Below are 23,578 nucleotides of genomic sequence, written 5' to 3'. Positions count from 1 at the left end.
TGAGAAGGAGGCGCTCGCGATCAGCCGTGACGGCGGAAAGTCGCCAGGAAGACCCCTGCGATGATGAAGAGCGAACCAAAGACGCGGTTCATCCAGCGGATGTGCCGGGCGCTGCGCAACAGGCGCAGTACCTTGGCGGCCAACAGAGTATAGAAACCCATGGCCACCAGATCGGTGAAAGCCAGGGTGCCGGCCAGCGCGACGTACTGCCCTGCCAGTGGCCGGGCAGGATCAACGAATTGCGGCACGACGGCCAGCAAAAACACCGTGCCCTTGGGGTTCATCGTATTGATCAGAAAGCCGCGCATGACGAGTTCGCGGATCGAGGCCTTGCCAGGATCGCCGGTATCCACGGCCACGGGGGCCGCATCGGTGCGAATCTGGCGCAGCCCCAGAAAAATCAAATAGCCCACACCCAGATACTTGACGATCGTGAAGGCCAGCTCCGAGGTCGCCAGCACGGCGCCCAGGCCGACCGCCACGACGAGAAACTGGAACAGAATCCCCATGATCAGGCCGGCCGTGTTCCAGTATCCGCGTGCAAAGCCATACTTCAGCCCCGACGACATGGCCGAAATGGCGCCCGCGCCGGGCGAGAAGGAAATCGCCCAAGAGGCGAGGAAAAAGGTCAACCAGGTCGACAGCGTCATGGCGGAGATCCTGCGGGTGGCGTGCTGCGCTTACTTGCCGAGCAGAACGCCGCGGGTCGGACCGTTGCCGCGGTTGCCGTTGCCATTGCTGCGGCCGCTCGAGCCGCCGCGGCCGTTGCGACGGCCAAATCCGCGCTCCTCGTCATCGTGCGGTTCGGCTTCGGCAGCCACGCCTACCGGGGGCGTCCAGTCTTCGACCGTTTTGCGGTCGATGGTTTTCTTGATCAGGCGTTCGATAGCCTTGAGCAGTTTGATCTCGCTGTTGTCGACCAGCGAGACCGCCGCACCCGTGGCACCCGCGCGGCCGGTACGGCCGATGCGGTGCACGTAGTCTTCGGGCACGTTGGGCAACTCGAAATTGACCACCTGGGGCAGTTGGTCGATGTCCAGGCCACGTGCGGCGATGTCGGTGGCCACCAGAACGGCGACGCTGCCATCCTTGAAGCCGGCCAGAGCGCGCGTACGGGCCGATTGGCTCTTGTTGCCATGAATGGCCGCCGCCGACAGGCCGTCCTTGACGAGTTTTTCGGCCAGGCGATTGGCGCCGTGCTTGGTGCGCGTGAACACCAGCACCTGATGCCAGCCGCTTTCGCGGATCAGGTGGCTGACCAGATCGCGCTTATGGGCCTGGTCAACGATGTGCACTGTCTGGGTGACGAGCTCGGTGGCGGTATTGCGCGGCGTGACGGACACCTCGCCCGGATTATTGAGCACGCCGCGAGCCAGTTCGCGGATTTCCTCGGAGAAGGTAGCCGAAAAAAGCAGGTTCTGACGCGATTTTGGCAGCAACGCCAGCACCTTGCGGATGTCGCGGATAAAGCCCATGTCAAGCATGCGGTCGGCTTCGTCGAGCACCAGGATTTCGACGCCGGACAGGTCGACGGTCCGCTGACCCGCATGGTCCAGCAGGCGACCCGGGGTGGCCACCAGAATATCGACCGGCTTGCGTAGCGCCGAGATCTGGGGGTTGATGTTGACGCTGCCGAACATCACCATCGATGTCAGGCTGGTATGTTTGCCATAGACCTGCACGGACTCGGCTACCTGAGCGGTGAGCTCGCGCGTCGGCGTCAGGATCAGGCAGCGCGGGCGCCCAGGCTGGCGCTTGGCGGGTTTGGTCTGCGACAGCAGGTGCAGAATGGGCAGCGTGAAGCCGGCGGTCTTGCCGGTTCCGGTCTGAGCAGCGGCCAACAGATCGCCACCGCGCAGTACCTGCGGGATGGCCTGAGCCTGAATGGGGGTGGGCGCGGTATAGCCGGTCTCGGCGATGGCACGCAAAAGGGTATCAGCCAGCCCGAGGTCGGCGAAAGAAGAAGAGGTAGTCAAAAACAACTCCAGCGGCAGCCTGTCGCTCAAGTTGAGAGACTCCAATCGAGGCGGACGAACGAGGAGAAACAGAATAGGCAGGGCGGATGCCCGGCCGGCGGCAGACCGCCGTGGGACGTGTGCTGATTGGCAATGCACACAGGACGGGAGTGTACCCGATGCGCCCGTTGCCTATGGACTAAGTTGTAACAAACGCCGATACATTTGTATGCGCTATTGGTGCTGTAATCCGAGGGAAATCACCGCGAGGGAACACTATGAGAAAGATGCGATTGCTGGCATGGACCTGGTTGATGTCGATGACGGTTCTGCTTTCGGGTTGTGGCTATAACAACATGCAGGCTGCCGACGAGCAGGTCAAGGCCGCTTGGTCGGAGGTGCTCAACCAATATCAGCGCCGCGCCGATCTCGTACCCCAGCTGGTCAAAGTGGCCGATGCGTATATGACGCATGAGCGCGAGGTGTTGACCCAGGTCACCGAGGCACGCAGCAAGGTGGGCAGCGTGCAGATCACGGCGGATCAGCTCGAAGATCCGGCCGCAGTGCAGCGCTTTCAGCAGGCGCAGTCCGCGCTGACCTCGTCGCTGTCGCGCCTGATCGCGGTGTCGGAGAATTATCCGCAGCTCAAGGCCGATGGGATATTCCGCGATCTGCAGGCGCAGCTCGAAGGGACCGAGAACCGTATCGCCGTCGCGCGTGGCCGCTATGTGCAGTCCGTTCAGGCGTACAACGTGCTGGTGCGCCAGTTCCCGGGCGTGATTACGGCCAAGATTTTCGGATATGCACCCAAGGCCAATTTTGGCGTGGACAATGAGGCCGCCATCGCCAAGCCGCCGGAAGTGAAGTTCAGCAATGAATCGCGCAAGCCGTAAGCCCTGGTGGGCGGTGTTGGGCTGGGCATTGGCCTGCCTGCTGTGGCTGGTCACGCCCGTGCAGGCCCAGCAGGCCAAGGAGGTTGCGGTGCCCACGTTGTCCAAGCGGGTGACCGATCTGACCTCCACGCTGGATGCGTCGCAGCAGGCCGCGCTGGAAACCAAGCTGGCCGCACTCGAGCAACGCAAGGGGGCGCAGGTCGCGGTGCTCATCGTGCCCACGACCGGGCCGGATACGATCGAGCAGTTTGCCACCCGGGTCTTCGATACGTGGAAGCTAGGACGCCAGAAGGTCGATGACGGCATCCTTTTTGTCGTGGCCAAGAATGATCACACCTTGCGTTTCGAGGTGGGCTATGGCCTGGAGGGGGCGGTGCCCGACGCGATGGCCGCGCGCATCATTCGCGAGCAGGTGGTGCCGCATTTCAAGCGGGACGACTACGCCGCGGGCATTGAGGCCGGAGTGGACTCCTTGACCAAACTGATTGATGGCGAACCCCTGCCTGCTGCGGTGGCCAGCGCGGGACGGGACTCGGGTTCGAGTGGTTTCGAGTGGGGGGACCTGCTCGACGTGGGGCTGTTTTTGTTGGTGTTGCTGATTGCCGCCCCGCCTATTTTGGGCGCGCTGGTCGCCGGCGTGGCCGCCGGGATCATGAGCGGCAGCCTGCTAATGGGCGGGATCGCCGCGGTCATCGTAGGCGGACTGAGTTTTCTGCTTGGCGTGACCGGTCTGAAAAAAGCGCTGGTCAGCCGTGGCGGTCGCGGGGGACGCGGCGGCGGCGGTTTTGGGGGCGGGGGCGGTCGCAGTGGTGGCGGTGGTGCGTCGGGTCGTTGGTAGCAGCAGGTCTGCCGGGCAGCGGGCGCGCAAGCGTCAGGGCAGCGTGTGCGCCAGCATGTCCGCCAGGGCGGCTATCTGCTGCTTGCGTCTGTCGTCATCGACATAGCCATTGGCCAGGGCCGACCACTCAGGCCGGCTACGGGCCTCTTTGAGCGGCGCCGGCAAGGGGCCGCTTTGCCATTGGGCTGCCTGCGACAGCACAATGGGTTCTCGCGCTGCATGGTCGCGGCGTTCGAGCGCCTCGATCAATTGCTGTTGGCGCAGGGCCAGCAGGCGCAGCACGCCGTCGTCCACGCTCACTTCGCTATAGCCGCGCAGCTTGCCTGATACGCGTTTGCCCAGCCGGCCCACGCCCTGCCAGAGGCCGCCTGCCGCCGCACCGATAAGCATGCCCGTGCCCAGGCTCAGGCCTGCCGAGAGCAGGTCCACGGCGGCTCCGGCCATGGCGCCGGCGGCCGCACCCACGCCTAACTGCACGCCCATGTCTTTGAGCGCCTGCGGATGAAAGAGGTCCATGCCGAACCGCCCGTTCTCCAGCGGCAGCGCATCGGAGCGGTAATCCTGGCGATGGAAGTTGTACAGCTTGAGCAAGGCGTTGACGCAGGCTTGCTCCCGGTCGCGAATCGTGTCGCGCAGCCGCTCAAGCGTCTGCACCAAGGCTTGGGGCGGGCTTGGCAGATGCAGCGCGGCGGCGTCGATGAGCAGCTCGGCGGCCAACCGGTAAGCCGCCTGGCGGCGCGCGGTGCGCTCGCGGCCCAGCGCGCTGGACAGATCGGCCAGCATGCTCGCCTGCCTGTCCAGCAACACGGCCAGACGCGCATAGAGTTGTTGTTCGCCGTCCAGCGGCGGCGCCACGGTGTCGTACTCGAGCACGGCGTGCAGACCCAGTCGTGACATGGCTTGCCGCCATTGGTCGGCGCGGTGGCCGGGCGCATGCACGAAGTTCAGTACGGGCAGAAGTGGGCGCGCACACGCGGCCAATAGGGCCAATTCGTCGCGATGTTTGCCCAGCACCGGGTCGCGTGCATCGATGACGTATAGACCGGCATCGCAATCCAGCAGTTTGTTCAGTACGCGCGCTTCCTGTTCGTAGCGGCCATGCGCCTCGGGCGAGTCCAGAAAGCGCCGTATGCGCGTGGGCCCGTCCATACGCTGGGCCAGCGGAGCAATGTGATCCAGATACTCCAGCAGCGCCACGCTGTCTTCCATCCCCGGGGTGTCGAACCACTCGATGCCGGCATGGCCGCGCAGCCGTGCGCTCTGGACGTGACGCGTGGTGCCAGCGGCATCGTTGACCTCGCCGAAGTCCGCGTCGCGCGTGAGCGTGCGCAGCAGCGATGTCTTGCCGGTGTTGCTGTGGCCGACGACGGCAATGCGCAGGGATTCAGTCATTCGACCCTCGCTCCAGCCACTGCAGGGCCGGCTCCTGGGCATCGAGAATGGCGGCAGCGGGCAGGCCGGCGTCTTGCAGGCGGGTGCGCCATTGGGCCAGACGCTCGCCTGCGCCCAGCAACCAGATGCGGGTCTGACCCGCATGGGCCGAGAGCGAGGCGATCAGCGCCAGGGAGCCGCGGTCCGGCGTCTGGTGGGCATCGCATGCCAGCAGCAGGCGCGATGCCGGGCTGGCCGCCAATGCGTCAAGCAGGGCATTGCGCTGCTCGCGGGTATCCAGATTGCCCGCATCGAAGACGGTCTCGGTCGCCGGCACGGGCCGGTTCTGCTCCGCGGGCAGCTCCAGGCTGGCATACACCGGCCTGCCGCCGATGGCAGCGGTATGGGTGATGCGTGGTGTACGCAACGGGTCTGCGGGGCGATCCATACCGCTGGCCTGTGCTGCCGGCGTGAGCCGGTCGCGCAGGGCTGCATAGCCCGCAAGCTCAGGATCGATGCGCAGTTTTGCCAGGGCGCGCGCGCTCATGGTCAGGCAGAGCAAGGCCGCGAGCAGACGCGGCACGATACCCCAGCACACCACCATGCCGATCAGCCAGACCGACCACTGCACCTGGGCCGCTGCGGGCAGAACCTGCTGACCGTCGCTCGCACGCACGATGTCCGGATGGGGCAGGCTAAAGCCCAGTTGCGCCGGCAGCCAACCTGCCCAGGCCGTCAGGCGAACGAAGGCCTCGGGCCCGAGCAAGGTGGTGGCCCATATGAAGCGATAACTGGCGGTGGAGAGAATGACGATGAGCGCGCCCAGCGCCGAGCACAATGCCGCCAGCCACAGCAGATGACTGACCGTGCCCAGCAGCCATCGCAGCGCGCCGGAGCGCGCCAGCAGGTTGAGCAGCGCCTGGGGAATGAGTGCGCTGTCGGGGCCGCGCGCCAGTTTTCGGGTGATCCACAGCCACAACCGCCCTAGCCCGGTTGCGCGCCCGGCAGGCAGAAGAAAACTTGCCAGCCACAGCAGGAACATCAAGCCGTGCAGGCCCAGCAGCGCGCCCAATGCCCACAGCACGTTGACCGGACGGGATCCGTCGCCCAGCGCGCCGTAGGCCACGCCTGCGCCCGAGGCCAGGACGATGACCAGCAGTATCAAGAGGGCGAAGACCGCACCTTGGCGCCAGCGCAGGAGCACATCGTCGAGGTGTTCGCGGCTGGCCAACAACCTGGCGCGCTCGAGCACACGTGCGGAAAAATCGCCCTCTGTCAGCCGGGCGCGGCGGGCTTCGTCGTGGTCTTCAAGCGGGCCCCAGTGTTCTTCGCGCAGCCGCAGGGATTCAGCCAGCCATTGGGCCGTCAGGCCACCCGAAGCCTGGCGGCTCATCCGGCAGGACCGAACCAGCCGTCCAGGCGTTGGCGCGCCTGCGCCTTGACCTGGTCATTGATGGTGAAGGCCACCGTCGCCAGAGCGGTCGTCATCACAGTGAGATCGTCGGTGTAGCCGACCAGCGGCGCAAAATCGGGGATGGCGTCCAGTGGGAGGATGAAGTAACCCAGTGCGCCATAGATGACGCGGCGCGCCCATTTGGGGGTGGCTGGATCCTGCAGTGCGAAGTACAGCCAGAGGGCTTTTTCGAGCACTTGGCGGCCGGAAGCCTTGGCGTGGCCGGCCAGCTTGTGCCAGAAGCGGCGCTCGGAATAGGCGTTTTCGTAGGAGGTAGATGCCGAAGCCATATCGTTTCCCGTGAAGAGGGCCGCACGCAGGCGCGGCGGTGGGCGATGTGGATATAGACCCGGTTTCATTGTAGACGGTTCCGCGGCAAAGCCGCCCGGCGCAAAGCAAAAGGCCCGCATAGGGAATATGTGGGCCTTTGGAATTTGGCTCCCCGAGCTGGGCTCGAACCAGCGACCTGCGGATTAACAGTCCGTCGCTCTACCGACTGAGCTATCGGGGAAGAGGTAGAGGGGCGCAATTATGCACCAAAAAAATAGCCCTCGCAAACGATGGCAGGCAGCGCGCCCCTTGCGCGGCCGCAGCCAGGGCCGGCGCTATCATGTGGACACGCACGGCGCGCCTAAGCGCCTTGCGGCATGCTCAACCTAGGATTCACCCATGTTGCCCACTTTGCACGAACACATGCAGGCGCTGCGCACGGGCCGCGTCACGGCGCTGGATTTGACCGAGGCCGCGCTGGAGCGGGCGCAGGACCCGGCTGGCGAGGGTGGGCGGGTGTTCACCCGGCTCTATCCGCAGGCCGCCCGGGCGCAGGCGCGCGCCGCTGATGCGTTGCGCGCTGCCGGCATCGAGCGCTCGCCGATCGACGGCCTGCCCATCAGCATTAAGGATTTGTTCGACGTGCGGGGCCAGACCACCATGGCCGGGTCGATCGCGCGTGAAGGCGAACCCCCCGCCACGGCAGACTCCGACGTGGTGTGCCGCCTGGTTGCTGCCGGTGCGGTGATCGTGGGCAAGACCAATATGTCCGAGTTCGCCTATTCCGGCCTGGGCTTGAATCCGCACTACGGCACGCCGCGCAATCCCTGGGATCGCGCCACGGGCCGCATCCCGGGCGGTTCGTCCTCGGGGGCGGCGGTGTCGGTGACCGACGGCATGGCGCTGGCGGCCATTGGTTCTGACACGGGCGGGTCCGTGCGGATACCCGCTGCCTTGTGCGGGCTCGCCGGTTTCAAGCCCAGCGCCTGGCGCGTGTCGATGGCAGGCGCCCTGCCCCTATCAACGAGTCTTGATTCCATCGGCCCCCTGGCATCCAGCGTGGCCTGTTGCGCGACGCTGGATGCCGTTCTGGCCGACGACACGGCCCTGCCGGCCGATGCCCTGCCTTTGCGCGGCTTGCGGCTGGCCCTGCCTACCGCGATCGTCCTGGACGACGTGGACGACACGGTGGCCCAGGCTTTCGATGCCGCGTTGTCCACCCTGTCGGCGGCTGGCGCCCTGATCGAACGCATTGACGTGCCTGAGTTCGCCCAGCTGGCGCAGATCAATGCGAAGGGCGGCTTTACGGCGTCCGAGGCGTATGCCTGGCATCGGAGCTTGCTTGCGCGCAAGGGCGACCGCTACGACCCTCGCGTGATTGCGCGCATTCTGCGTGGCAAGGATATGACGGCTGCCGACTACATCGACTTGCTGAGCGCGCGCCAGATCTGGGTGGCTGGCGTGGATGCGCGCATTGCGCATTACGACGCGCTGGTTTTGCCTACGGTGCCGCAGGTGGCTCCCGCCATCGCACCGCTGGAAGCCTCCAACGAGGCGTTCACGCGCATGAATCTGACCATGTTGCGTAACTGCACTTTGATTAATTTTCTTGATGGCTGCGCGCTGTCGCTGCCCTGCCAGGCGCCGGGCGAGGCGCCCGTAGGGCTGATGATCGCCAGCTCGAACGGCAATGACCGCCGTGTGCTGTTCATCGGCTTGGCCATCGAGGCCGCACTGGCAGCGGCTCGGGGGTGAGCGGCGCGCGCCGATAGCGAAGCCCGGCCGTCAGGCGGGGCGTTGCGGGATGCATCTGGTGCCGGTGAAAGGAATCGAACCCTCGACCTTCTCATTACAAGTGAGCTGCTCTACCAACTGAGCTACACCGGCCATGCACGCTGCCGTGTTTTTTGACACGGGAGCGGCATTGTAAACAAAGTTTGGCCGCCGGTTTACTTTACGATGGTCAAATGGGGGCGCTTGGTGTCGGCGCCCGCCTCTTCGTCGGCCTCGGGGGCGTCGCCGCTGTCAACGGCCTCGCCCTCTTCTGGCGCGTCTTCTCGCACCGGCGGTTCATAAGGTTGGACTTCAAAGCCCATGCCGGCGCCCGTTTCGCGCGCATAGATCGCGCTGACGGCGGCAACCGGCACCATGACAGTCTCGGTCACGCCGCTAAAGCGCGCCTGGAACTCGATGTACTCGTTGCCCAGGAGCAATTTATTGGTCGCCAGCGTGCCGACGTTCAGGGTGATCTGTCCGTCGCGCACATGGGCCATGGGCACCCGGGTGTGCTCGTCGACCTGCACGGTGAGATAGGGCGTATAGCCGTTATCGGTGCACCATTCGTGCAGGGCGCGGATCAGATAGGGTTTGGTCGACGTTTCGCCCATGACTTGCCTTAGCGACGCATGACTTTTTCGGACGGCGTCAGCGCTTCGATGTAGGCCGGACGCGAGAAGATGCGTTCGGCGTACTTTTGCAGCGGGGCGGCATTCTTGGGCAGCTCGATGCCATAGTGATCCAGGCGCCACAACAGCGGAGCCACGGCCACGTCCAGCATGGAGAATTCTTCGCCCAGCATGTACTTGTTCTTCAACAGCAGCGGCGCGAGCTGAGCCAGGCGGTCGCGGATGGCCTGACGGGCCAGCACCATCTTCTTGTCATCGGGCTTGGCGCTGCGGTCTTCCAGCGTCGAGACGTGGATGAACAGCTCTTTTTCGAAGTTGAAGAGAAACAGGCGGGTGCGCGCGCGCATGACCGGATCGGCCGGCATGAGCTGCGGGTGGGGAAAACGCTCGTCGATGTACTCGTTGATGATGTTCGATTCGTACAGGATGAGATCGCGTTCGATCAGGATGGGAACCTGGCCGTAGGGATTCATGACGGAGATGTCTTCCGGCTTGTTATAGAGGTCGATGTCGCGGATCTCGAAATCCATCCCTTTTTCGAACAGCACGAAGCGGCAGCGTTGCGAAAACGGGCAAGTGGTTCCGGAGTAGAGCACCATCATGGCGGTAAGTCCTTGTATTGAAAAGCGAAAGGCCAGCGTCCTCTAACATAGCAGGTGCTGGCCCCGAATGCCAGGCAACGACAGGGAGTGGTCCTATCTGTGCAGACGATCCGGCCTGTTGGGGCCGGATCGGTTCGGCGGGGCGTTATCAGTTAGCGTACGTGTTTCCAGTAGGCGGCGTTCAGGCGCCAGGCAACCACCAGGAACAAGCCCAGAAAGATCATCACCCCCACGCCCAGACGGACACGGAAGCGTTGAACGGGCTCGGCCATCCAGGTCATAAAGGCGGTCAGATCGGCGACATCGCGGTCATAAGCGGCCACGCGCGCGGGATCCAGGGCCTTGAACTTTGCCTCGGGCGGTCCCGCATGGCCACTGAAATGGGCAACGGGTTCCACCTTTGTCGTGGAATAACCTTGCGCATCATACAACGTTGTCACCCTTTCCCAGCTTTTCGTGCCATCCGAGGCTTCGGTCGGCCGCATCGCCACCAGGGTCAACTCGCGCGGCCCCTGCCGCTGCCAGAGGGCATGCGGCATGGCGGCATTGGGAAAAACCAGATTATTCCAGCCCGTCGCGCGTTCGGTGTCGCGGTAGAACGTGCGCAGATAGGTATAGATGTAGTCTGAACCGCTGGGGCCGGCGTTGATGGACTTGGCCCGGGCGATGACCGACAGGTCCGGCGGCGCGGTGCCGAACCACTTCTTGCCTTCTTGCGGTGTCATGGCGATTTTCATCAGGTCGCCGACTTTTTCGCCACTGAACAACAGGCTGTCCTGGATCTGCTTGTCGGTCAGGCCGATCTCCTGCAGCTTGTTGTAGCGCATGGCGTTGGCGCCATGACAGTTCAAACAGTAGTTGACGAACAGCTTGGCGCCGTTTTGCAGCGAGGCCAGGTCATTGACCAGATTGGGCGCCCGGTCCAGAGGGAAGCCGCCTTCGGCGGCATGGGTCGCGGTGCACGAGAGCAGCAAAGCCAGGGCACCCATCAGTTTTTTGATCATGGTCGTTCCGGTTCCTGGTGGGACTCAGTGGCGATGGAAGGTCACGCGATCGGGCACCGGCTTGAAGGTGCCCAGACGGCTCCAGATGGGCATCAGGAAGAAGAAGCCCAGGTAGATCAGCGTGCCGATCTGCGACGTGAGGTTGAACGCATCGCTGGGCGGCTGTGTGCCCAGATATCCCAACACCAGGAAATTGACGATGAAGATGCCGTAGAACCACTTGTGCCAGGTGGGTCGGTAGCGGATGGATTTGACCGGGGAGTGATCCAGCCAGGGCAGAAAGAACAGGATGACTACGGCGCCTCCCATGGCCACCACGCCCCAGAACTTGGCGTCTATGGTGCGCAGAAGCACTGCGATGACGATGAGCAGCACCGGCAGCGCCAGCCGCGCGAGGCCTTTGAATTGGCTCTTGAGCAGCAGGGCGATCGCGCCCAGGACGGCCGCGCCGGCCAGCACCCAGGTGAACTCATCGGTGGTGGCCCGCAACATGGAATAGAACGGCGTGAAGTACCAGACCGGCGCGATGTGTGGCGGGGTCTTGAGCGAGTCGGCCGGCAGGAAATTGTTGTATTCCAGGAAGTAGCCGCCCATCTCGGGGGCAAAGAACACAATGGCGGCGAACACCAGCAGAAAGCCGGCCACGCCCATGATGTCATGCACGGTGTCGAAAGGATGGAAGGGCACGCCATCGAGGGGCCGGCCGTACTTGTCTTTGGGGCCGTCTTTGATTTCCACCCCATCGGGGTTGTTGGAGCCGACTTCGTGCAGGGCTATCAGGTGCGCGGCGACCAGCCCGATGAGCACCAGCGGAATGGCGATCACGTGGAAAGCGAAGAAGCGGTTGAGTGTGGCGTCGGACACGACGTAGTCGCCACGTATCCAGATCGAGAGTTCCGGCCCGATGAACGGGATGGCCGAGAACAGATTGACGATGACCTGTGCACCCCAATACGACATCTGGCCCCAGGGCAGCAGATAGCCGAAGAATGCCTCGCCCATCAGGCACAGAAAGATGGCGACGCCGAAGATCCAGACCAGCTCGCGGGGCTTGCGGTACGAGCCATAGAACAGCCCGCGCAGCATGTGCAGGTAGACCACCACGAAGAACATCGAGGCGCCGGTCGAGTGCATGTAGCGCACCAGCCAGCCCCAGGGGACCTCGCGCATGATGTATTCGACGGACTGGAAGGCCTTCTCGGCATCCGGTTTGTAATGCATGACCAGGAAAATACCGGTCACGATCTGGATGACCAGCACCAGTAGCGCCAGCGATCCGAAGAAATACCAGAAGTTGAAATTCTTGGGTGCATAGTACTCTGACAGATGCGCCTTCCAGGTGGACGTCACCGGAAAGCGTCGGTCCAGCCAGCCCAGCAGGCCTGTCGTTTCGACGGTTTTATCGCCAGCCATCTAACGGCTCCTTCTCTTGTCTCTTATACGTGGCGTATTTGTGCAGCACAACGCCTGGTCGTTCTGCGCAGGGGCAGACGGTCAGGCTTTGTTGTCTTCGTCGACGCCGACAATGATGCGGCCTTCGGACAAATACTGATACGGTGGAACTTCGAGATTGTCAGGCGCGGGTTTGTTCTTGTAGACCCTGCCGGCCAGATCGAAGGTCGAGCCGTGGCAGGGGCAGAGAAAGCCGCCTTGCCAGCTGGCGGGCATGCCCGCGGCCGATCCAGTTTCGAAGTGAGGGGTAGGAGAACACCCAAGATGCGTGCAGATGCCGACACAGACCAGCAGATCGGGCTTGCGGGAGCGGTACTCGTTCTTGGCGTAGGCCGGAGTGAAGCCGGGCCGGTTGGACTCAGGGTCGGCCACCAGCGGGTCTTGCGCTTTGATGGCTTTGAGCTGTTCGTCGGTGCGGCGCATGACCCACACCGGCTTGCCGCGCCATTCGACCGTGCGCATCTGGCCGGGGGCCAGGTCCGCGATGTCGACCTCGACGGGCGCGCCCGCAGCGCGGGCCTTGGCAGATGGAGCAAAGGTGCTTACGAAGGGGACAGCGGTAGCAACTCCGGCTACGCCGCCCACCGCACAGGCGGTGGTTACCCAGAAACGTCGCGAAGGATCGGGTGGCAGTTTGGGATCGACCGCCCCTTCTTCATCGTGCATCAGCGTATCTTCACTCATTTCCTATCCTTGTTGGTGCGCAAGGACTGCTTTAGGATCAGTCTCGCGTCATCCGTTTAGCGGGAAGGTGTAACAGACAGCATAGCAACCGCGTATTATAGTCCTAGCCCACCATCGTGGTGTGTTGTTATTAGGGAAGGGAAAGCGCATGAGTAAAGCGACAGGGTTTCTCAAAGAGTTCCGCGATTTTGCCGTCAAGGGCAATGCCATCGACCTCGCCGTTGGTGTCATCATCGGTGCGGCGTTCAGCAAGATCGTCGACTCCATCGTCAAAGACTTGGTCATGCCCGTGATCAATTTCATTTTGGGCGGATCGGTGGATTTCACCAATAAGTTTCTGGTGTTGTCCATGCCCGATAACTACACGGGTCCGATGACGTATGCGGAGCTGAGCAAGGCCGGCGCCAATGTCCTGGCCTGGGGCAATTTCCTCACCATTCTGATCAATTTCGTGTTGCTGGCCTTTGTCATCTTCTGGATGGTCAAGGCGATCAACCGCGCACGCCGACCCAAGGAAGAGGCCGCACCCGCAACGCCCGAGCAGGTGGTTCTGCTGCGCGAAATCCGCGATTCGCTCAAGAAGTAAGGAGGCCGTCGCCGCCGCGGGCCTTGCGCGGCGCCAGCGGCGCACCGCCTTGCGGCATCAGATCGGGTTGTCGATATCGACGAACTCGACCTTGATGCCGAACTGAGCTGCCACCGCCTGGCCCAGTGCCTGGATGCCGTAGCGTTCGGTGGCGTGGTGCCCCGCACTGACAAAGCCTACGCCTGTTTCACGCGCCAGATGCGCGTTGGGTTCGGAGGCCTCGCCGGTGATGTACACCGTAGCGCCGGCGTCGACGGCTTCGGCCATCATGCTCTGGGCACCCCCCGTGCACCAGGCGATGCGGCCGACCTGCTGCGTGGCCTCGCCCACGATCAGGGGCTGACGGCCCAGGCGTTGGCCTATGCGCGCACCGAGCTCGCCCAAGGTGGCCACACCGGGGGCTTCGCCCAGCCAGATCAACTGGTCTTTGCCGCAGGTCAGCGGTACCCCGTCTTCATCGCGCGCGGGTTCGAAGCCCAATACCCGGGCCAGTTGGACGTTGTTGCCCAGCGTGGGATGGGCGTCGAGCGGCAGGTGATAGCCGATGAGATTGAGATCGTGAGCCAGAGTCAGCGCCAGGCGCCGGCGCTTCTGGCCCATCATGCGCGGGTCTTCGTTGCGCCAGAACCAGCCGTGATGCACCAGCACGGCATCGGCGCCGCGCTCGATGGCAGCACGCAAAAGGGCTTCGGATGCGGTGACCCCGGTGATAATGTGCGCTATGTCGGATTTGCCCTCGACCTGCAGGCCGTTCGGAGCGTAATCCTTGAATCGCGCGGTGTGCAGCGTGGCATCCAGCCACGCTGTCAGTGTGCGGATGTCGACCTTATTCATTGTCCGTCCTGTGGAAAATATGCGCCGCCTCTGGCTGATCTTCGCCCAGACTGTCACGGTTTGTCTGGCCATTCTATTCGCCGTGAGCACCCTGCGGCCGCAATGGTTGCGTTTGGGCGGGCCTGGCCCGCAGACCGCCCCAATGGTGACGGTAGACAGCTATGCGCCGGCTGTGGCGCACGCCGCGCCGGCCGTGGTCAATATCTACACGACCAAACATGTCAACGTGCCCGTGGTGCCCTTGCCGGATGATCCTGCCTTGCAACAACTCGTCGGGAGTATCCCGGGCCTGTCGCGGCGTGAGTCGACCAACAGCCTGGGCTCGGGTGTCATCGTCAGTGAGCAAGGCTATGTGCTGACGAATTTTCACGTCGTCGATGCCGCCGACGCGATCGAAGTCGCCTTGGCCGACGGCCGGCAGGTGTCGGCCAAGGTCGTGGGCGCGGATACCGAGACGGATCTGGCCGTGCTCAAACTGGAAGGCAAACTGGATAAATTGCCTGTTGCCAGCTATGCCGAAGGCCGCCGCTTGCGGGTGGGCGACGTAGTGCTGGCCATTGGCAACTCCTATGGGGTCGGACAGACCACGACACAAGGCATTGTGTCGGCATTGGGTCGCAATGGCCTGGGCATCAATATTTACGAGAACTTCATCCAGACCGACGCTGCCATCAATCCCGGGAACTCCGGCGGCGCGCTCATCGACACCCAAGGCAATCTGGTGGGCATCAATACGGCCATCTACTCCGAGACAGGCGGATCCATGGGTATCGGCTTTGCGATCCCCATCGATGCCGCGCGCCGCGTCATGGACGAGATCATCAAGACGGGCAAGGTGCGCCGTGGCTGGCTGGGTATCGAGCTCCAGGACCTGACGCCCGAGCTGACACGCTCTTTCCACCTGGACAGTTCCGCCACGGGCGTGATCATCGCCAGCATCCTGCGCGGCGGCCCGGCCGACAAGGCCGGCCTGCGCGTGGGCGATATCGTGCATTCCCTGGATGGTCAGGCCGTAAACGGCACCACCAGCCTGCTGGCACAGATTGCGGCGGTCACGCCAGGTCAGAATGCCACCTTGCAGGTGCTGCGCGGCGGCAAGACAATGGAGATCAAGGTCGTCATGGGCACCCGCCCTACCCGGCCCAAATAGGCGCGAATGGCTGCCTTATGAAAAAAACCAGGCATGCCTGGTTTTTTTCACGTGTGCGCCGGCGTCAGTCGCGTTCGGCCAATTCAGAGCCCCCGGGCTGTGCGCGAGGCCGGATCATGCGCGCGCAGATCAGACCGACTTCGTAAAGCAGGCACAGCGGCACGGCCAGCATGAACTGGCTCACCACGTCAGGCGGGGTGACCACGGCGGCAATCACGAACGCGCCGACCACGACATAGCCGCGCGCCTGGCGCAGCTTGGCCACGTCGACGATGCCGGTCTTGACCAGCAGCACCACGGCCACGGGCACCTCGAAGGTGATGCCGAAGGCCAGGAACATCGTCATGACAAAGCTCAGATAGGCCTCGATATCCGGCGCGGGCGTGATGGACTGCGGCGCGAAGGTGGCGATGAAGTGAAAGACCGTGCGAAAGACAAAGAAATAGCAAAACGCCATGCCCAACAGAAAGAGCATGGTGCTCGAGGCGATGAGCGGCAGCGCCAGGCGCTTTTCGTGCCGGTACAGGCCGGGAGCGACAAAGGCCCACGCCTGGTAGAGCACGATGGGCAAGGAGACGATGAAGGCGGCCATCATGGTGACCTTGACGGGCACCATGAAAGGCGTGATGACTCCCGTGGCGATCATGCGCGTGCCTTCCGGCAGCGACGCCAGCATGGGTTGCGCCAGGATGTCGTAGATCGTCGAGGCGCCCGGGTAGGCAAAGAGGATCAAAAAGACCACCACTACCGCACCCACGGCCTTCAACAGGCGCGAGCGCAACTCCACCAGATGCGACATGAAGCTTTCCTGTTGCATCTCTTCGTCCAGAGGTTGCTTGTCCTGACTCACGTTGCGTTACCGGTGGGCGGGGTCTTGGGAGCTGCCGGGTCCACGACCGGCGCGTCGGTGGCAACCGCGGGTTCGCTGTGGAGGATGGGCGAGCTGGGGGGCGTGGCGGCAGGTGATGCGTCCGGATGGGCGACCGCCGTGGTGGCCGGGGGCGCGATGCTGCGTTCGGCATCGGCTGCGGCCTCATTGACGGCACGGGTCGTCTCATCGAGCTCGACGCGCAGGGTGTCGCCTGCCGAGCGTATCGAGTCGGTGGCCTGTCTCAGGGACTGATTGACGTCCTGCGCGGTGCTATCCATTTCTTGTTTGAACTTGCGCAGCTCATCCAGTTCGATTTCGCGCTGGATATCGGATTTAACGTCATTGACGTAACGCTGCGCACGGCCCAGCAGATGGCCGACGGTGCGGGCGACTTTGGGAAGGCGTTCGGGTCCCAGCACGATCAGCGCCACGACGCCAATTACGACCAGTTCCGTAAAGCTGACATCAAACATGCGTCTGCCGCTTGGTTAGATCAGGCGGGCTGAGCGCCCGCCTGGAGCTCAGGAATTGTGTTTTTCTTTCGCTTGCACGTCGATGGTGTCATCGGCGCGCTGCTGGGTGACCTGCTCGGGCTTGTCGCCATTGGCGTCTTTCATGCCTTCCTTGAAGCCTTTGACCGCGCCGCCCAGGTCCGAGCCCATATTGCGCAGTTTCTTGGTACCGAAAATGAGGGCAACGATGACCAGAACGATCAGCCAATGCCAGATACTGAAGCTACCCATGACAACTCTCCGTGTTTAGGCTTCGGGGGCTGCGCGGCCGTTCCAGGGACGCGAACCGCCAATAATGTGGAAATGCAGATGCGGAACTTCCTGGCCACCTTCGGCGCCAGCATTGGCCAGCAGCCGGAAGCCGCCTTCGGGCCCGGGATTGCAGCCGTTTTCCTGGGCCAGGCGAGGCACGAGTGTCATCATTCTACCCAACCAGCCGGCATCCTCGGCAGTTACGTCCTGCATCGAGGTGATATGCCGGCGCGGGATGAGCAGCAGGTGCACGGGCGCGGCCGGGTTGATGTCACGGAAAACGACGAACTCGTCGTCTTCATAGACTTTGCTGGCCGGGATGGTGCCTTGCGCGATTTTGCAGAAGATACAGTTTTCGCTCATATGGTTCTCAGTCGGCGGGCCGGCGGGCTTTTTCTTCCAGTCCCGACAGCCCTTCGCGGCGTGCCAGTTCAGCCAGCACGTCCTCGGGGCGCAGATTGTAGTGAGCCAGCGTGACGAGGCAATGAAACCAGAGGTCGGCGGTTTCGCTGACGATGCGTTCGGGCTGCCCATCCTTGGCGGCCATGACGAGTTCGGTGGCTTCTTCGCCGATTTTCTTCAAGAAGGCGTCCGGACCCTTGGCAAAGAGCTTAGCCACATAGGACGTTTGCGGATCACCGCCATTTTCCGGGCGGCGGGACTCCAGGGTGTCGGCCACGCGCACAAGCACGTCGGCGCTCAAAGCAGGTGAGAGGCTCATTTGTAGATCAGCTCGGGGTCTTTCAGGACAGGGTCGACGCTCACCCAGGTCGCGCGCGCCGAGGGGCCGTCCAAGCGGCGGTAAAAGCAACTGGCCCGCCCGGTATGGCAGGCAATGCCGTCGTTCTGATGGACTTTGAGCAGGATGACGTCGCCATCGCAGTCCAGCCGCAGTTCGTGCACTTGCTGCGCGTGTCCCGATTCTTCGCCCTTGCGCCAGAGTTTCTTGCGCGACCGCGACCAATAAACGGCGCGGCCGGTGGCGGCAGTTTCAGCCAGGGCTTCGCGGTTCATCCAGGCCACCATCAGGATCTGGCCATTCTCGGCGTCCTGGGCAATGGCGGGAATCAGGCCATCAGTGTCGAAGACGACGTCGGCCATCCAATCCGGTTCTGTGCTCATATCAATCCAGTCTGACGTCGATGCCGCGTTCGGCCATGAAGGCTTTGCACTCGCGCACGGTATGTTGGCCGAAATGGAAGATGCTGGCGGCCAGCACGGCGCTGGCACGGCCGGTGGTCACCCCTTCGGCCAGATGCTCCAGGTTGCCGACGCCGCCCGAGGCGATGACCGGCACGGGCACGGCATCGGAGACGGCGCGGGTCAGTTCAAGATCAAACCCTGATTTCGTGCCGTCGCGATCCATGCTGGTGAGCAGAATTTCGCCGGCGCCATAGGCGGCCATGCGGCGCGCCCAGGCTACCGCATCCAAGCCGGTGGCTTTGCGGCCGCCATGAGTGAAGACTTCCCAGCGGGCGGCTTGGTCCGGAGGGCTGACACGACGGGCATCGATGGCCACGACGATGCATTGCGAGCCGTGATAGGCTGCGGCCGCGCGCACCAACTCCGGATTGGCGACTGCGGCGCTGTTGATGCTGATTTTGTCCGCGCCGGCGTTGAGCAGACGCTGCACATCTGCGACCTGGCGCACGCCGCCACCGACGGTCAACGGGATGAAGACCTGAGAGGCGACCTGCTCGATGATGGGCAGGATGAGATCGCGGCCATCGCTGGTGGCGGTGATGTCCAGAAACGTGAGTTCGTCGGCGCCCTGCTCGTTGTAGCGGCGAGCGATCTCGACCGGATCACCGGCGTCGGTCAGGTTGACGAAGTTCACCCCCTTGACGACACGGCCAGCCGTGACGTCCAGGCAGGGAATGATGCGGCGCGTGAGCGCCGAAGAAAGGCCGGCGCCGGCAGCGCCCTGGGTTTGCGTCATTTTGTCAGTTCGTCGGCGCGGGTCTGCGCCGTTTGGAAGTCCAGCGTGCCTTCATAGATGCTGCGGCCCAGAATGGCACCTTCGACACCGTCAGGCTCCACTGCGCACAGCGCCTCGATATCGGGCAGGCCGGCAATGCCACCCGAGGCATACACCGGAATGCGTACGTGCTGAGCCAGGCGCACCGTGGACTCGACGTTCACGCCCGAGAGCATGCCGTCGCGGCCGATGTCGGTGTAGATGATGGCTTCGCAACCATAGTCTTCGAATTTTTTGGCCAGATCGAGGACGTCATGGCGCGTGAGCTTGCTCCAGCCATCCGTGGCGATCTTGCCGTCGCGTGCATCCAGGCCCACGATGATCTGGCCCGGAAAGGCGCCGCAGGCATCATGCAGAAAACCAGGGTTCTTGACTGCAGCAGTGCCGATGATCACGTAGGAAATGCCGGCATCGAGATAGCGCTCGATGGTGTCCAGATCGCGGATGCCCCCGCCGATCTGCACCGGGATGTCATCGCCCACGGCATCCAGAATCGCGTTGATGGGGGCTTCGTTCTTGGGCTTGCCGGCGACGGCGCCGTTCAGGTCGACCAGATGCAGCCGGCGGGCTCCCTGGGCAAGCCAATGCGAGGCCATGGCGGCGGGGTCTTCGGAGAACACCGTAGCATCGTCCAGGTCACCCTGGCGCAGGCGCACACAGCGCCCGTCTTTGAGGTCGATGGCGGGGATCAGCAGCATGGTGGATAGCGAGCGTAGAAAAGTTCGGTTGAGAAAAAGGGCCGGCCGGGGCTCGTCCGCAGACGGCTATGGCTGCCAGTCTACAAAATTGCGATATAGGCGCAAACCATGCTCGGCACTCTTTTCGGGGTGGAATTGCACCGCGAAAATGTTACTGGCGGCCACCGCGCAGGTAAAGGCAAGTCCGTAATCGCTTTCCCCGACTGTCAAAGCCGGGTCTTCGGGAACGGCGTAAAAACTGTGGACGAAATAAAAGTGGGCTCCATCAGGAATACCGTCCCATAGCGCATGGGAGCGTGTTTGACGAACTTTGTTCCACCCCATATGCGGCACTTTGAGGCGTTCTTCGCGCGTGTCGGAACTGACCGGACCGGTATCGCCCTGCTCATCTGCGGTCACGACGTCGGCAAAGCGCGGCCCGGCGAATCGGCGCACCTGACCGGGAAAGATGTTCAGGCAGGGCGTGTCGCCCTCTTGACTGGAGGCGAACAGCATTTGTTCGCCCACGCAGACGCCCAACAAAGGCTTGTTGCGAGCCGCGCGCAGCACGGATTCGGCCAGGCCCGATTCGTTCAAGGTACGCATGCAGTCGGGCATGGCGCCCTGGCCGGGGAAGACGACGCGGTCGGCCGCATCGATATCCTCGTTGCGGTTGCAGATGCGGATATTGGCTTGGGGCGCGGCATATTGCAGCGCGCGGGCGACGGAGTGGAAGTTACCCATTCCGTAGTCGACGATGGCGATGGTGCTCAATTCGTGTAGGCCTCGGTGTTACAGCACGCCCTTGGTCGACGGGATGACGTCGCCCATGCGAGGGTCGACCTCCATGGCCATGCGCAACGCACGACCGAAGGCCTTGAAGACGGTTTCGGCCTGATGGTGGGCGTTAAAGCCGCGCAAATTGTCGATATGCAGCGTCATCAGGGCGTGATTGACCAGGCCCTGGAAAAACTCGCGCGTCAGATCGACGTCGAAATTGCCAATGCACGCGCGCGTGAAGTCGATGTGGTATTCCAGGCCGGGACGGCCGGAGAAGTCGATCACCACGCGCGAGAGCGCTTCGTCCAGCGGCACGTAGGCATGGCCATACCGACGCAGGCCGGCCTTGTTGCCGATGGCCTGGGCGATGGCCATGCCCAGCGTGATGCCGACGTCTTCCACGGTGTGATGAGCATCGATGTGCAAGTCACCCTCGGCCTTGATGTCCAGGTCGACCAGGCCATGGCGCGCGATCTGATCCAGCATGTGGTCCAGAAAGGGTACGCCGGTGTCTATGCTCTGCTTGCCGGTGCCGTCCAGATTGACGGCCACGCGGATGCGCGTCTCGTTGGTGTTGCGGATGATTTCTGCGGTACGCATGTCAGGGACTCAGTATGTCTTGCAGGGCGGCCAGCAGGGCCGCGTTTTCGTCGGGGGTGCCAACCGAGATGCGCAGGCAGTTGGCCAGCAGCGGATGCGCGTCGGAGAAGTTTCTGACCAGTATTTTGCGCGCTTTCAGGGCGCGATGCACGGCGTTGCCGTCAAGCTTGCCGCTAAAGCGGGCGAGAACGAAATTACCGGCACTCGGGTAGACCCTGACGTCTGGCAGGGCGGCCAGCGCCTGGGCCAGCGGCTGGCGATCGGCGCGCAATCGCGCAGCCTGCTCATCCAGCACGGCCTTGTCACGCAGGACCACGTGCAGCACCGCCTGGGTCAGTACGTCGACGTTATAGGGCGGGCGCACTTTGTCGATCTGGGCGATCCAGTCCGGATGCCCGGCCAGATACCCAAACCGCAGTCCAGCCAGTCCGATTTTGGAGACGGTGCGCATGACCACCGCATTGGGCAGTCCGGCGACGCGCGGCATCCAGCTGTGGCCGGCAAACGGCTGGTAGGCCTCGTCGATGACGACCAGCCCGGGGGCGGCCTCGAGGATGGCGTCGACAGCCTCGTCAGGCCACAGCCCTCCCGTGGGGTTGTTGGGCAGGGCCAGAAAGACGATCTTGGGCTGATGGCGTTCGATGGCCGCCAGCATGGCTGGCAGGTCCAGCTCCAGGTCGGCGGTCAGCGGCACGCCTTCGAAATGCGCATGATCAAAACGCGCCGCCATCTCGAAATAGACGAACGACGGCCAGGGTGACAGCACGGTATCGCCGGGTTCGCAACAGGCCTGGATCAGCAAATGGATCAGTTCATCCGAGCCATTGCCAAACAGCAGGTCGGCCCCGGGCGGCACGCCAAACGCGTTGGCCACCTCGGCCTTCAGTGCGGTGAGATCTGCTTGCGGGTAGCGGTGCAGTGCGGTGTCCTGCGCGGCGTGCGCGATAGCCTGACGCACCCCTTCCGGCAAGGGATAGGGGCATTCCATGGCGTCGAGCTTGATGACGCCCGCAGCGCTGGGGGCTACCGGATAGGCCGTCTGCGCCAGGATATCGGCGCGTACCGTGCGGGCAGCCCGGCTGGCAGCGGTGGTCATGGTTGCTCGTCGAGACGGTACTGGGCACTGGCAGCGTGTGCTTGCAGGCCCTCGCCCAGCGCCAGTTCGGCGGCGATGCGTCCCAGTGTCTGGGCGCCCTGCCGCGATACCTGGATGAGGCTGGAGCGCTTCTGGAAGTCATAGACACCCAGCGGCGACGAGAAGCGTGCCGTGCGCGCGGTGGGCAGGACATGATTGGGACCGGCGCAGTAGTCGCCCAGCGACTCGGAGCTGTAGCGGCCCATGAAAATGGCCCCGGCATGGCGGATGCGGGCGGTCCAGACTTCGGGCTGCTCGGTGGAGATCTCCAGGTGTTCCGGGGCGATGGTGTTGGCGATGGCGCAGGCTTCTTCGAGATCGCGCACCAGAATCAGCGCGCCGCGATTCGCCAGGCTCACGCGCAGGATATCGGCGCGTGGCATGGTGGGCAGCAGGCGTTCGATGGCCGCTTCGACCTCGTCGATATAAGCCGCATCGGGACACAGCAGAATGGATTGGGCCAATTCGTCATGTTCGGCCTGAGAGAACAGGTCCATGGCGATCCAGTCGGCCGGCGTCGTGCCATCACAGATGACCAGAATCTCGCTTGGCCCGGCGATCATGTCGATGCCCACCACGCCAAAGACACGTCGCTTGGCCGCGGCCACATAGGCATTGCCGGGGCCGACGATCTTGTCGACGGCAGGCACGGTGGCCGTGCCGTGGGCCAGTGCGGCGATGGCCTGGGCGCCGCCGATGGTGAAGACCCGATCCACGCCGCCGATGGCCGCAGCCGCCAGCACGATGGGATTGCGCAGGCCGTCGGGCGTGGGCGTGACCATGATGAGCTCGGGGACGCCGGCCACCTTGGCCGGAATGGCGTTCATCAGCACGGAGGACGGGTAGGCAGCCTTGCCGCCGGGTACGTAAAGACCTACACGGTCCAGGGCGGTCACCTGCTGGCCGAGCAGGGTGCCTTCGGCGTCGGTGTAGGTCCAGGTTTCGGCGCGCTGATGCTCGTGATAGACGCGCACCCGATCGGCGGCCGCCTCCAGAGCATTGCGTTGCGCGGCCGGCAGGCTGGCCAGCGCTGCGTGCAGCGCCGATTTGGGGATCTCCAGTGCAGCCGCGTCGCTGACGGCGACCCGGTCAAAACGCTGGGTGTATTCGAGCAGCGCCGCATCGCCTCGGGCCCGTACATCAGCCAGTATGCCGGCCGCGGCGCGGTCTATGGATTCGTCCTCGGAGGCTTCGAAAGCCAGCAGGCGGGATAGTGCGGCTTGGAAGTCCGCAGCGCGGGAGTCGAGTCGGTTGATCAGAGCCATGGCATCGGTCT

Annotated in this window: 28 protein-coding genes and 2 tRNA genes; 5 read left to right on the top strand and 25 right to left on the bottom strand. The window is 63.6% G+C overall.

The features are described from left to right. Window positions 1–20: 20 nt before the first annotated feature. Window positions 21–650, bottom strand: coding sequence for a LysE family transporter (locus tag LK440_RS15925; RefSeq protein ID WP_005017532.1), 630 nt, complete (start codon window positions 648–650; stop codon window positions 21–23). A gap of 30 nt (window positions 651–680) precedes the next feature. Beyond that, a complete protein-coding gene (locus tag LK440_RS15920) occupies window positions 681–1,976 on the bottom strand; it encodes a DEAD/DEAH box helicase (RefSeq protein ID WP_025341289.1) in 1,296 nt (431 codons plus the stop codon). A gap of 266 nt (window positions 1,977–2,242) precedes the next feature. On the opposite strand from LK440_RS15920, the gene LK440_RS15915 reads away from it, so the two are divergent. Then, window positions 2,243–2,848 carry a LemA family protein gene (locus LK440_RS15915; protein WP_005017538.1) on the top strand — a complete coding sequence of 202 codons (606 nt, stop codon included), beginning with the start codon at window positions 2,243–2,245 and terminating at the stop codon, window positions 2,846–2,848. Further along, window positions 2,829–3,686, top strand: a complete 858-nt coding sequence (locus LK440_RS15910) for a TPM domain-containing protein (protein ID WP_080601047.1) — start codon at window positions 2,829–2,831, stop codon at window positions 3,684–3,686. Before LK440_RS15915 ends, LK440_RS15910 begins: the two co-directional genes overlap by 20 nt. A 33-nt stretch (window positions 3,687–3,719) precedes the next feature. Here LK440_RS15910 and LK440_RS15905 read toward each other — a convergent pair whose 3' ends face one another. The 4 genes from LK440_RS15905 to LK440_RS15890 all read right to left on the bottom strand — a co-directional run bounded on the left by LK440_RS15905 (window position 3,720) and on the right by LK440_RS15890 (window position 7,021). Next, window positions 3,720–5,078: a GTPase/DUF3482 domain-containing protein gene (locus LK440_RS15905; RefSeq protein ID WP_005017543.1), complete on the bottom strand. Its 1,359-nt coding sequence runs from the start codon at window positions 5,076–5,078 to the stop codon at window positions 3,720–3,722. Further along, a complete protein-coding gene (locus LK440_RS15900) occupies window positions 5,071–6,450 on the bottom strand; it encodes a DUF2868 domain-containing protein (RefSeq protein ID WP_005017544.1) in 1,380 nt (459 codons plus the stop codon). The genes LK440_RS15905 and LK440_RS15900 overlap by 8 nt, the downstream gene beginning before the upstream one ends. Next, the gene (locus LK440_RS15895; protein WP_005017547.1) at window positions 6,447–6,800 is read right to left on the bottom strand and encodes a YkvA family protein; all 354 of its coding nucleotides are present in this window, start codon (window positions 6,798–6,800) and stop codon (window positions 6,447–6,449) included. The genes LK440_RS15900 and LK440_RS15895 overlap by 4 nt, the downstream gene beginning before the upstream one ends. 145 nt (window positions 6,801–6,945) lie before the next feature. Continuing rightward, window positions 6,946–7,021, bottom strand: a tRNA-Asn gene (locus LK440_RS15890). 158 nt (window positions 7,022–7,179) lie between these two features. Between LK440_RS15890 and LK440_RS15885 the strand changes: the two genes are divergently transcribed. Then, a complete protein-coding gene (locus LK440_RS15885) occupies window positions 7,180–8,535 on the top strand; it encodes an amidase (protein WP_005020325.1) in 1,356 nt (451 codons plus the stop codon). A gap of 56 nt (window positions 8,536–8,591) precedes the next feature. Here the strand turns inward: LK440_RS15885 and LK440_RS15880 are convergent. From LK440_RS15880 to petA, 6 genes are all read right to left on the bottom strand, one after another. Then, window positions 8,592–8,667: transfer RNA gene (locus LK440_RS15880), tRNA-Thr, on the bottom strand. Between the two features lie 62 nt (window positions 8,668–8,729). Further along, a complete protein-coding gene (locus tag LK440_RS15875) occupies window positions 8,730–9,167 on the bottom strand; it encodes a ClpXP protease specificity-enhancing factor (protein WP_005017549.1) in 438 nt (145 codons plus the stop codon). 8 nt (window positions 9,168–9,175) lie between these two features. Next, a complete protein-coding gene (locus LK440_RS15870) occupies window positions 9,176–9,787 on the bottom strand; it encodes a glutathione S-transferase N-terminal domain-containing protein (protein WP_005017550.1) in 612 nt (203 codons plus the stop codon). 152 nt (window positions 9,788–9,939) lie between these two features. Then, entirely contained in the window at window positions 9,940–10,791 is an 852-nt protein-coding gene (locus LK440_RS15865; protein ID WP_005017553.1) for a cytochrome c1, read from the bottom strand. Between the two features lie 24 nt (window positions 10,792–10,815). Continuing rightward, window positions 10,816–12,204 (bottom strand): cytochrome b, encoded by a 1,389-nt coding sequence (locus LK440_RS15860; protein ID WP_005017556.1) that lies wholly within the window; start codon window positions 12,202–12,204, stop codon window positions 10,816–10,818. 81 nt (window positions 12,205–12,285) lie between these two features. After that, the gene (petA, locus tag LK440_RS15855) at window positions 12,286–12,927 is read right to left on the bottom strand and encodes a ubiquinol-cytochrome c reductase iron-sulfur subunit (protein WP_005017559.1); all 642 of its coding nucleotides are present in this window, start codon (window positions 12,925–12,927) and stop codon (window positions 12,286–12,288) included. A 148-nt stretch (window positions 12,928–13,075) separates the two neighbouring features. Here petA and mscL point away from each other — a divergent pair, with 148 nt between their 5' ends. Beyond that, window positions 13,076–13,513, top strand: coding sequence for a large conductance mechanosensitive channel protein MscL (mscL, locus tag LK440_RS15850; protein WP_005017560.1), 438 nt, complete (start codon window positions 13,076–13,078; stop codon window positions 13,511–13,513). Between the two features lie 57 nt (window positions 13,514–13,570). Here mscL and LK440_RS15845 read toward each other — a convergent pair whose 3' ends face one another. Continuing rightward, a complete protein-coding gene (locus LK440_RS15845; protein ID WP_005017562.1) occupies window positions 13,571–14,347 on the bottom strand; it encodes a Nif3-like dinuclear metal center hexameric protein in 777 nt (258 codons plus the stop codon). A gap of 19 nt (window positions 14,348–14,366) precedes the next feature. Between LK440_RS15845 and LK440_RS15840 the strand changes: the two genes are divergently transcribed. Next, window positions 14,367–15,497, top strand: coding sequence for a S1C family serine protease (locus LK440_RS15840; RefSeq protein WP_005017564.1), 1,131 nt, complete (start codon window positions 14,367–14,369; stop codon window positions 15,495–15,497). Window positions 15,498–15,561: 64 nt separating this feature from the next. Here LK440_RS15840 and tatC read toward each other — a convergent pair whose 3' ends face one another. The 12 genes from tatC to hisD form a co-directional block, all read right to left on the bottom strand. Next, complete coding sequence (gene tatC / locus LK440_RS15835; protein ID WP_242697767.1) at window positions 15,562–16,314, bottom strand: twin-arginine translocase subunit TatC; 753 nt, start codon at window positions 16,312–16,314, stop codon at window positions 15,562–15,564. A gap of 29 nt (window positions 16,315–16,343) precedes the next feature. Beyond that, window positions 16,344–16,841 carry a Sec-independent protein translocase protein TatB gene (gene tatB, locus LK440_RS15830; RefSeq protein ID WP_005017569.1) on the bottom strand — a complete coding sequence of 166 codons (498 nt, stop codon included), beginning with the start codon at window positions 16,839–16,841 and terminating at the stop codon, window positions 16,344–16,346. A 48-nt stretch (window positions 16,842–16,889) separates the two neighbouring features. Next, complete coding sequence (gene tatA, locus LK440_RS15825) at window positions 16,890–17,111, bottom strand: Sec-independent protein translocase subunit TatA (RefSeq protein ID WP_005017572.1); 222 nt, start codon at window positions 17,109–17,111, stop codon at window positions 16,890–16,892. A 15-nt stretch (window positions 17,112–17,126) separates the two neighbouring features. After that, window positions 17,127–17,495: a histidine triad nucleotide-binding protein gene (locus LK440_RS15820; protein ID WP_005017574.1), complete on the bottom strand. Its 369-nt coding sequence runs from the start codon at window positions 17,493–17,495 to the stop codon at window positions 17,127–17,129. 7 nt (window positions 17,496–17,502) lie between these two features. Then, a complete protein-coding gene (locus tag LK440_RS15815) occupies window positions 17,503–17,853 on the bottom strand; it encodes a phosphoribosyl-ATP diphosphatase (RefSeq protein WP_025341291.1) in 351 nt (116 codons plus the stop codon). Then, window positions 17,850–18,254 (bottom strand): phosphoribosyl-AMP cyclohydrolase, encoded by a 405-nt coding sequence (gene hisI / locus LK440_RS15810; protein ID WP_005017577.1) that lies wholly within the window; start codon window positions 18,252–18,254, stop codon window positions 17,850–17,852. The genes LK440_RS15815 and hisI overlap by 4 nt, the downstream gene beginning before the upstream one ends. 1 nt (window position 18,255) lies before the next feature. Further along, window positions 18,256–19,071: an imidazole glycerol phosphate synthase subunit HisF gene (gene hisF / locus LK440_RS15805; protein WP_005017579.1), complete on the bottom strand. Its 816-nt coding sequence runs from the start codon at window positions 19,069–19,071 to the stop codon at window positions 18,256–18,258. Further along, window positions 19,068–19,808 carry a 1-(5-phosphoribosyl)-5-[(5-phosphoribosylamino)methylideneamino]imidazole-4-carboxamide isomerase gene (gene hisA, locus LK440_RS15800; protein WP_005017583.1) on the bottom strand — a complete coding sequence of 247 codons (741 nt, stop codon included), beginning with the start codon at window positions 19,806–19,808 and terminating at the stop codon, window positions 19,068–19,070. The genes hisF and hisA overlap by 4 nt, the downstream gene beginning before the upstream one ends. A gap of 66 nt (window positions 19,809–19,874) precedes the next feature. Beyond that, complete coding sequence (locus tag LK440_RS15795; RefSeq protein WP_005017587.1) at window positions 19,875–20,561, bottom strand: imidazole glycerol phosphate synthase subunit HisH; 687 nt, start codon at window positions 20,559–20,561, stop codon at window positions 19,875–19,877. Window positions 20,562–20,579: 18 nt separating this feature from the next. Next, window positions 20,580–21,167 (bottom strand): imidazoleglycerol-phosphate dehydratase HisB, encoded by a 588-nt coding sequence (gene hisB / locus LK440_RS15790; protein ID WP_005017590.1) that lies wholly within the window; start codon window positions 21,165–21,167, stop codon window positions 20,580–20,582. A 1-nt stretch (window position 21,168) separates the two neighbouring features. Beyond that, a complete protein-coding gene (gene hisC / locus LK440_RS15785) occupies window positions 21,169–22,263 on the bottom strand; it encodes a histidinol-phosphate transaminase (protein ID WP_005017593.1) in 1,095 nt (364 codons plus the stop codon). Then, window positions 22,260–23,567 (bottom strand): histidinol dehydrogenase, encoded by a 1,308-nt coding sequence (gene hisD, locus LK440_RS15780; RefSeq protein WP_005017597.1) that lies wholly within the window; start codon window positions 23,565–23,567, stop codon window positions 22,260–22,262. The genes hisC and hisD overlap by 4 nt, the downstream gene beginning before the upstream one ends. Window positions 23,568–23,578 lie beyond the last annotated feature (11 nt).

Source organism: Bordetella holmesii, from assembly GCF_020735985.1.
Taxonomy (GTDB): domain Bacteria; phylum Pseudomonadota; class Gammaproteobacteria; order Burkholderiales; family Burkholderiaceae_B; genus Bordetella; species Bordetella holmesii.
This window is presented reverse-complemented; position numbering and strand designations above follow the sequence as displayed.

Bases quoted from the DNA above. Each gene is read 5' to 3' on its own strand.
- hisC (WP_005017593.1), bottom strand. From the start codon at position 22,263: ATGACCACCGCTGCCAGCCGGGCTGCCCGCACGGTACGCGCCGATATC.
- LK440_RS15845 (WP_005017562.1), bottom strand. From the start codon at position 14,347: ATGAATAAGGTCGACATCCGCACACTGACAGCGTGGCTGGATGCCACG.
- hisI (WP_005017577.1), bottom strand. From the start codon at position 18,254: ATGAGCACAGAACCGGATTGGATGGCCGACGTCGTCTTCGACACTGAT.
- LK440_RS15885 (WP_005020325.1), top strand. From the start codon at position 7,180: ATGTTGCCCACTTTGCACGAACACATGCAGGCGCTGCGCACGGGCCGC.
- LK440_RS15875 (WP_005017549.1), bottom strand. From the start codon at position 9,167: ATGGGCGAAACGTCGACCAAACCCTATCTGATCCGCGCCCTGCACGAA.
- LK440_RS15840 (WP_005017564.1), top strand. From the start codon at position 14,367: ATGCGCCGCCTCTGGCTGATCTTCGCCCAGACTGTCACGGTTTGTCTG.
- hisB (WP_005017590.1), bottom strand. From the start codon at position 21,167: ATGCGTACCGCAGAAATCATCCGCAACACCAACGAGACGCGCATCCGC.
- LK440_RS15870 (WP_005017550.1), bottom strand. From the start codon at position 9,787: ATGATGGTGCTCTACTCCGGAACCACTTGCCCGTTTTCGCAACGCTGC.
- tatC (WP_242697767.1), bottom strand. From the start codon at position 16,314: ATGCAACAGGAAAGCTTCATGTCGCATCTGGTGGAGTTGCGCTCGCGC.
- LK440_RS15915 (WP_005017538.1), top strand. From the start codon at position 2,243: ATGCGATTGCTGGCATGGACCTGGTTGATGTCGATGACGGTTCTGCTT.
- petA (WP_005017559.1), bottom strand. From the start codon at position 12,927: ATGAGTGAAGATACGCTGATGCACGATGAAGAAGGGGCGGTCGATCCC.
- tatB (WP_005017569.1), bottom strand. From the start codon at position 16,841: ATGTTTGATGTCAGCTTTACGGAACTGGTCGTAATTGGCGTCGTGGCG.
- LK440_RS15895 (WP_005017547.1), bottom strand. From the start codon at position 6,800: ATGGCTTCGGCATCTACCTCCTACGAAAACGCCTATTCCGAGCGCCGC.
- hisF (WP_005017579.1), bottom strand. From the start codon at position 19,071: ATGACGCAAACCCAGGGCGCTGCCGGCGCCGGCCTTTCTTCGGCGCTC.
- hisD (WP_005017597.1), bottom strand. From the start codon at position 23,567: ATGGCTCTGATCAACCGACTCGACTCCCGCGCTGCGGACTTCCAAGCC.
- LK440_RS15860 (WP_005017556.1), bottom strand. From the start codon at position 12,204: ATGGCTGGCGATAAAACCGTCGAAACGACAGGCCTGCTGGGCTGGCTG.
- LK440_RS15815 (WP_025341291.1), bottom strand. From the start codon at position 17,853: ATGAGCCTCTCACCTGCTTTGAGCGCCGACGTGCTTGTGCGCGTGGCC.
- LK440_RS15865 (WP_005017553.1), bottom strand. From the start codon at position 10,791: ATGATCAAAAAACTGATGGGTGCCCTGGCTTTGCTGCTCTCGTGCACC.
- LK440_RS15900 (WP_005017544.1), bottom strand. From the start codon at position 6,450: ATGAGCCGCCAGGCTTCGGGTGGCCTGACGGCCCAATGGCTGGCTGAA.
- LK440_RS15905 (WP_005017543.1), bottom strand. From the start codon at position 5,078: ATGACTGAATCCCTGCGCATTGCCGTCGTCGGCCACAGCAACACCGGC.
- LK440_RS15910 (WP_080601047.1), top strand. From the start codon at position 2,829: ATGAATCGCGCAAGCCGTAAGCCCTGGTGGGCGGTGTTGGGCTGGGCA.
- hisA (WP_005017583.1), bottom strand. From the start codon at position 19,808: ATGCTGCTGATCCCCGCCATCGACCTCAAAGACGGGCGCTGTGTGCGC.
- tatA (WP_005017572.1), bottom strand. From the start codon at position 17,111: ATGGGTAGCTTCAGTATCTGGCATTGGCTGATCGTTCTGGTCATCGTT.
- mscL (WP_005017560.1), top strand. From the start codon at position 13,076: ATGAGTAAAGCGACAGGGTTTCTCAAAGAGTTCCGCGATTTTGCCGTC.
- LK440_RS15925 (WP_005017532.1), bottom strand. From the start codon at position 650: ATGACGCTGTCGACCTGGTTGACCTTTTTCCTCGCCTCTTGGGCGATT.
- LK440_RS15820 (WP_005017574.1), bottom strand. From the start codon at position 17,495: ATGAGCGAAAACTGTATCTTCTGCAAAATCGCGCAAGGCACCATCCCG.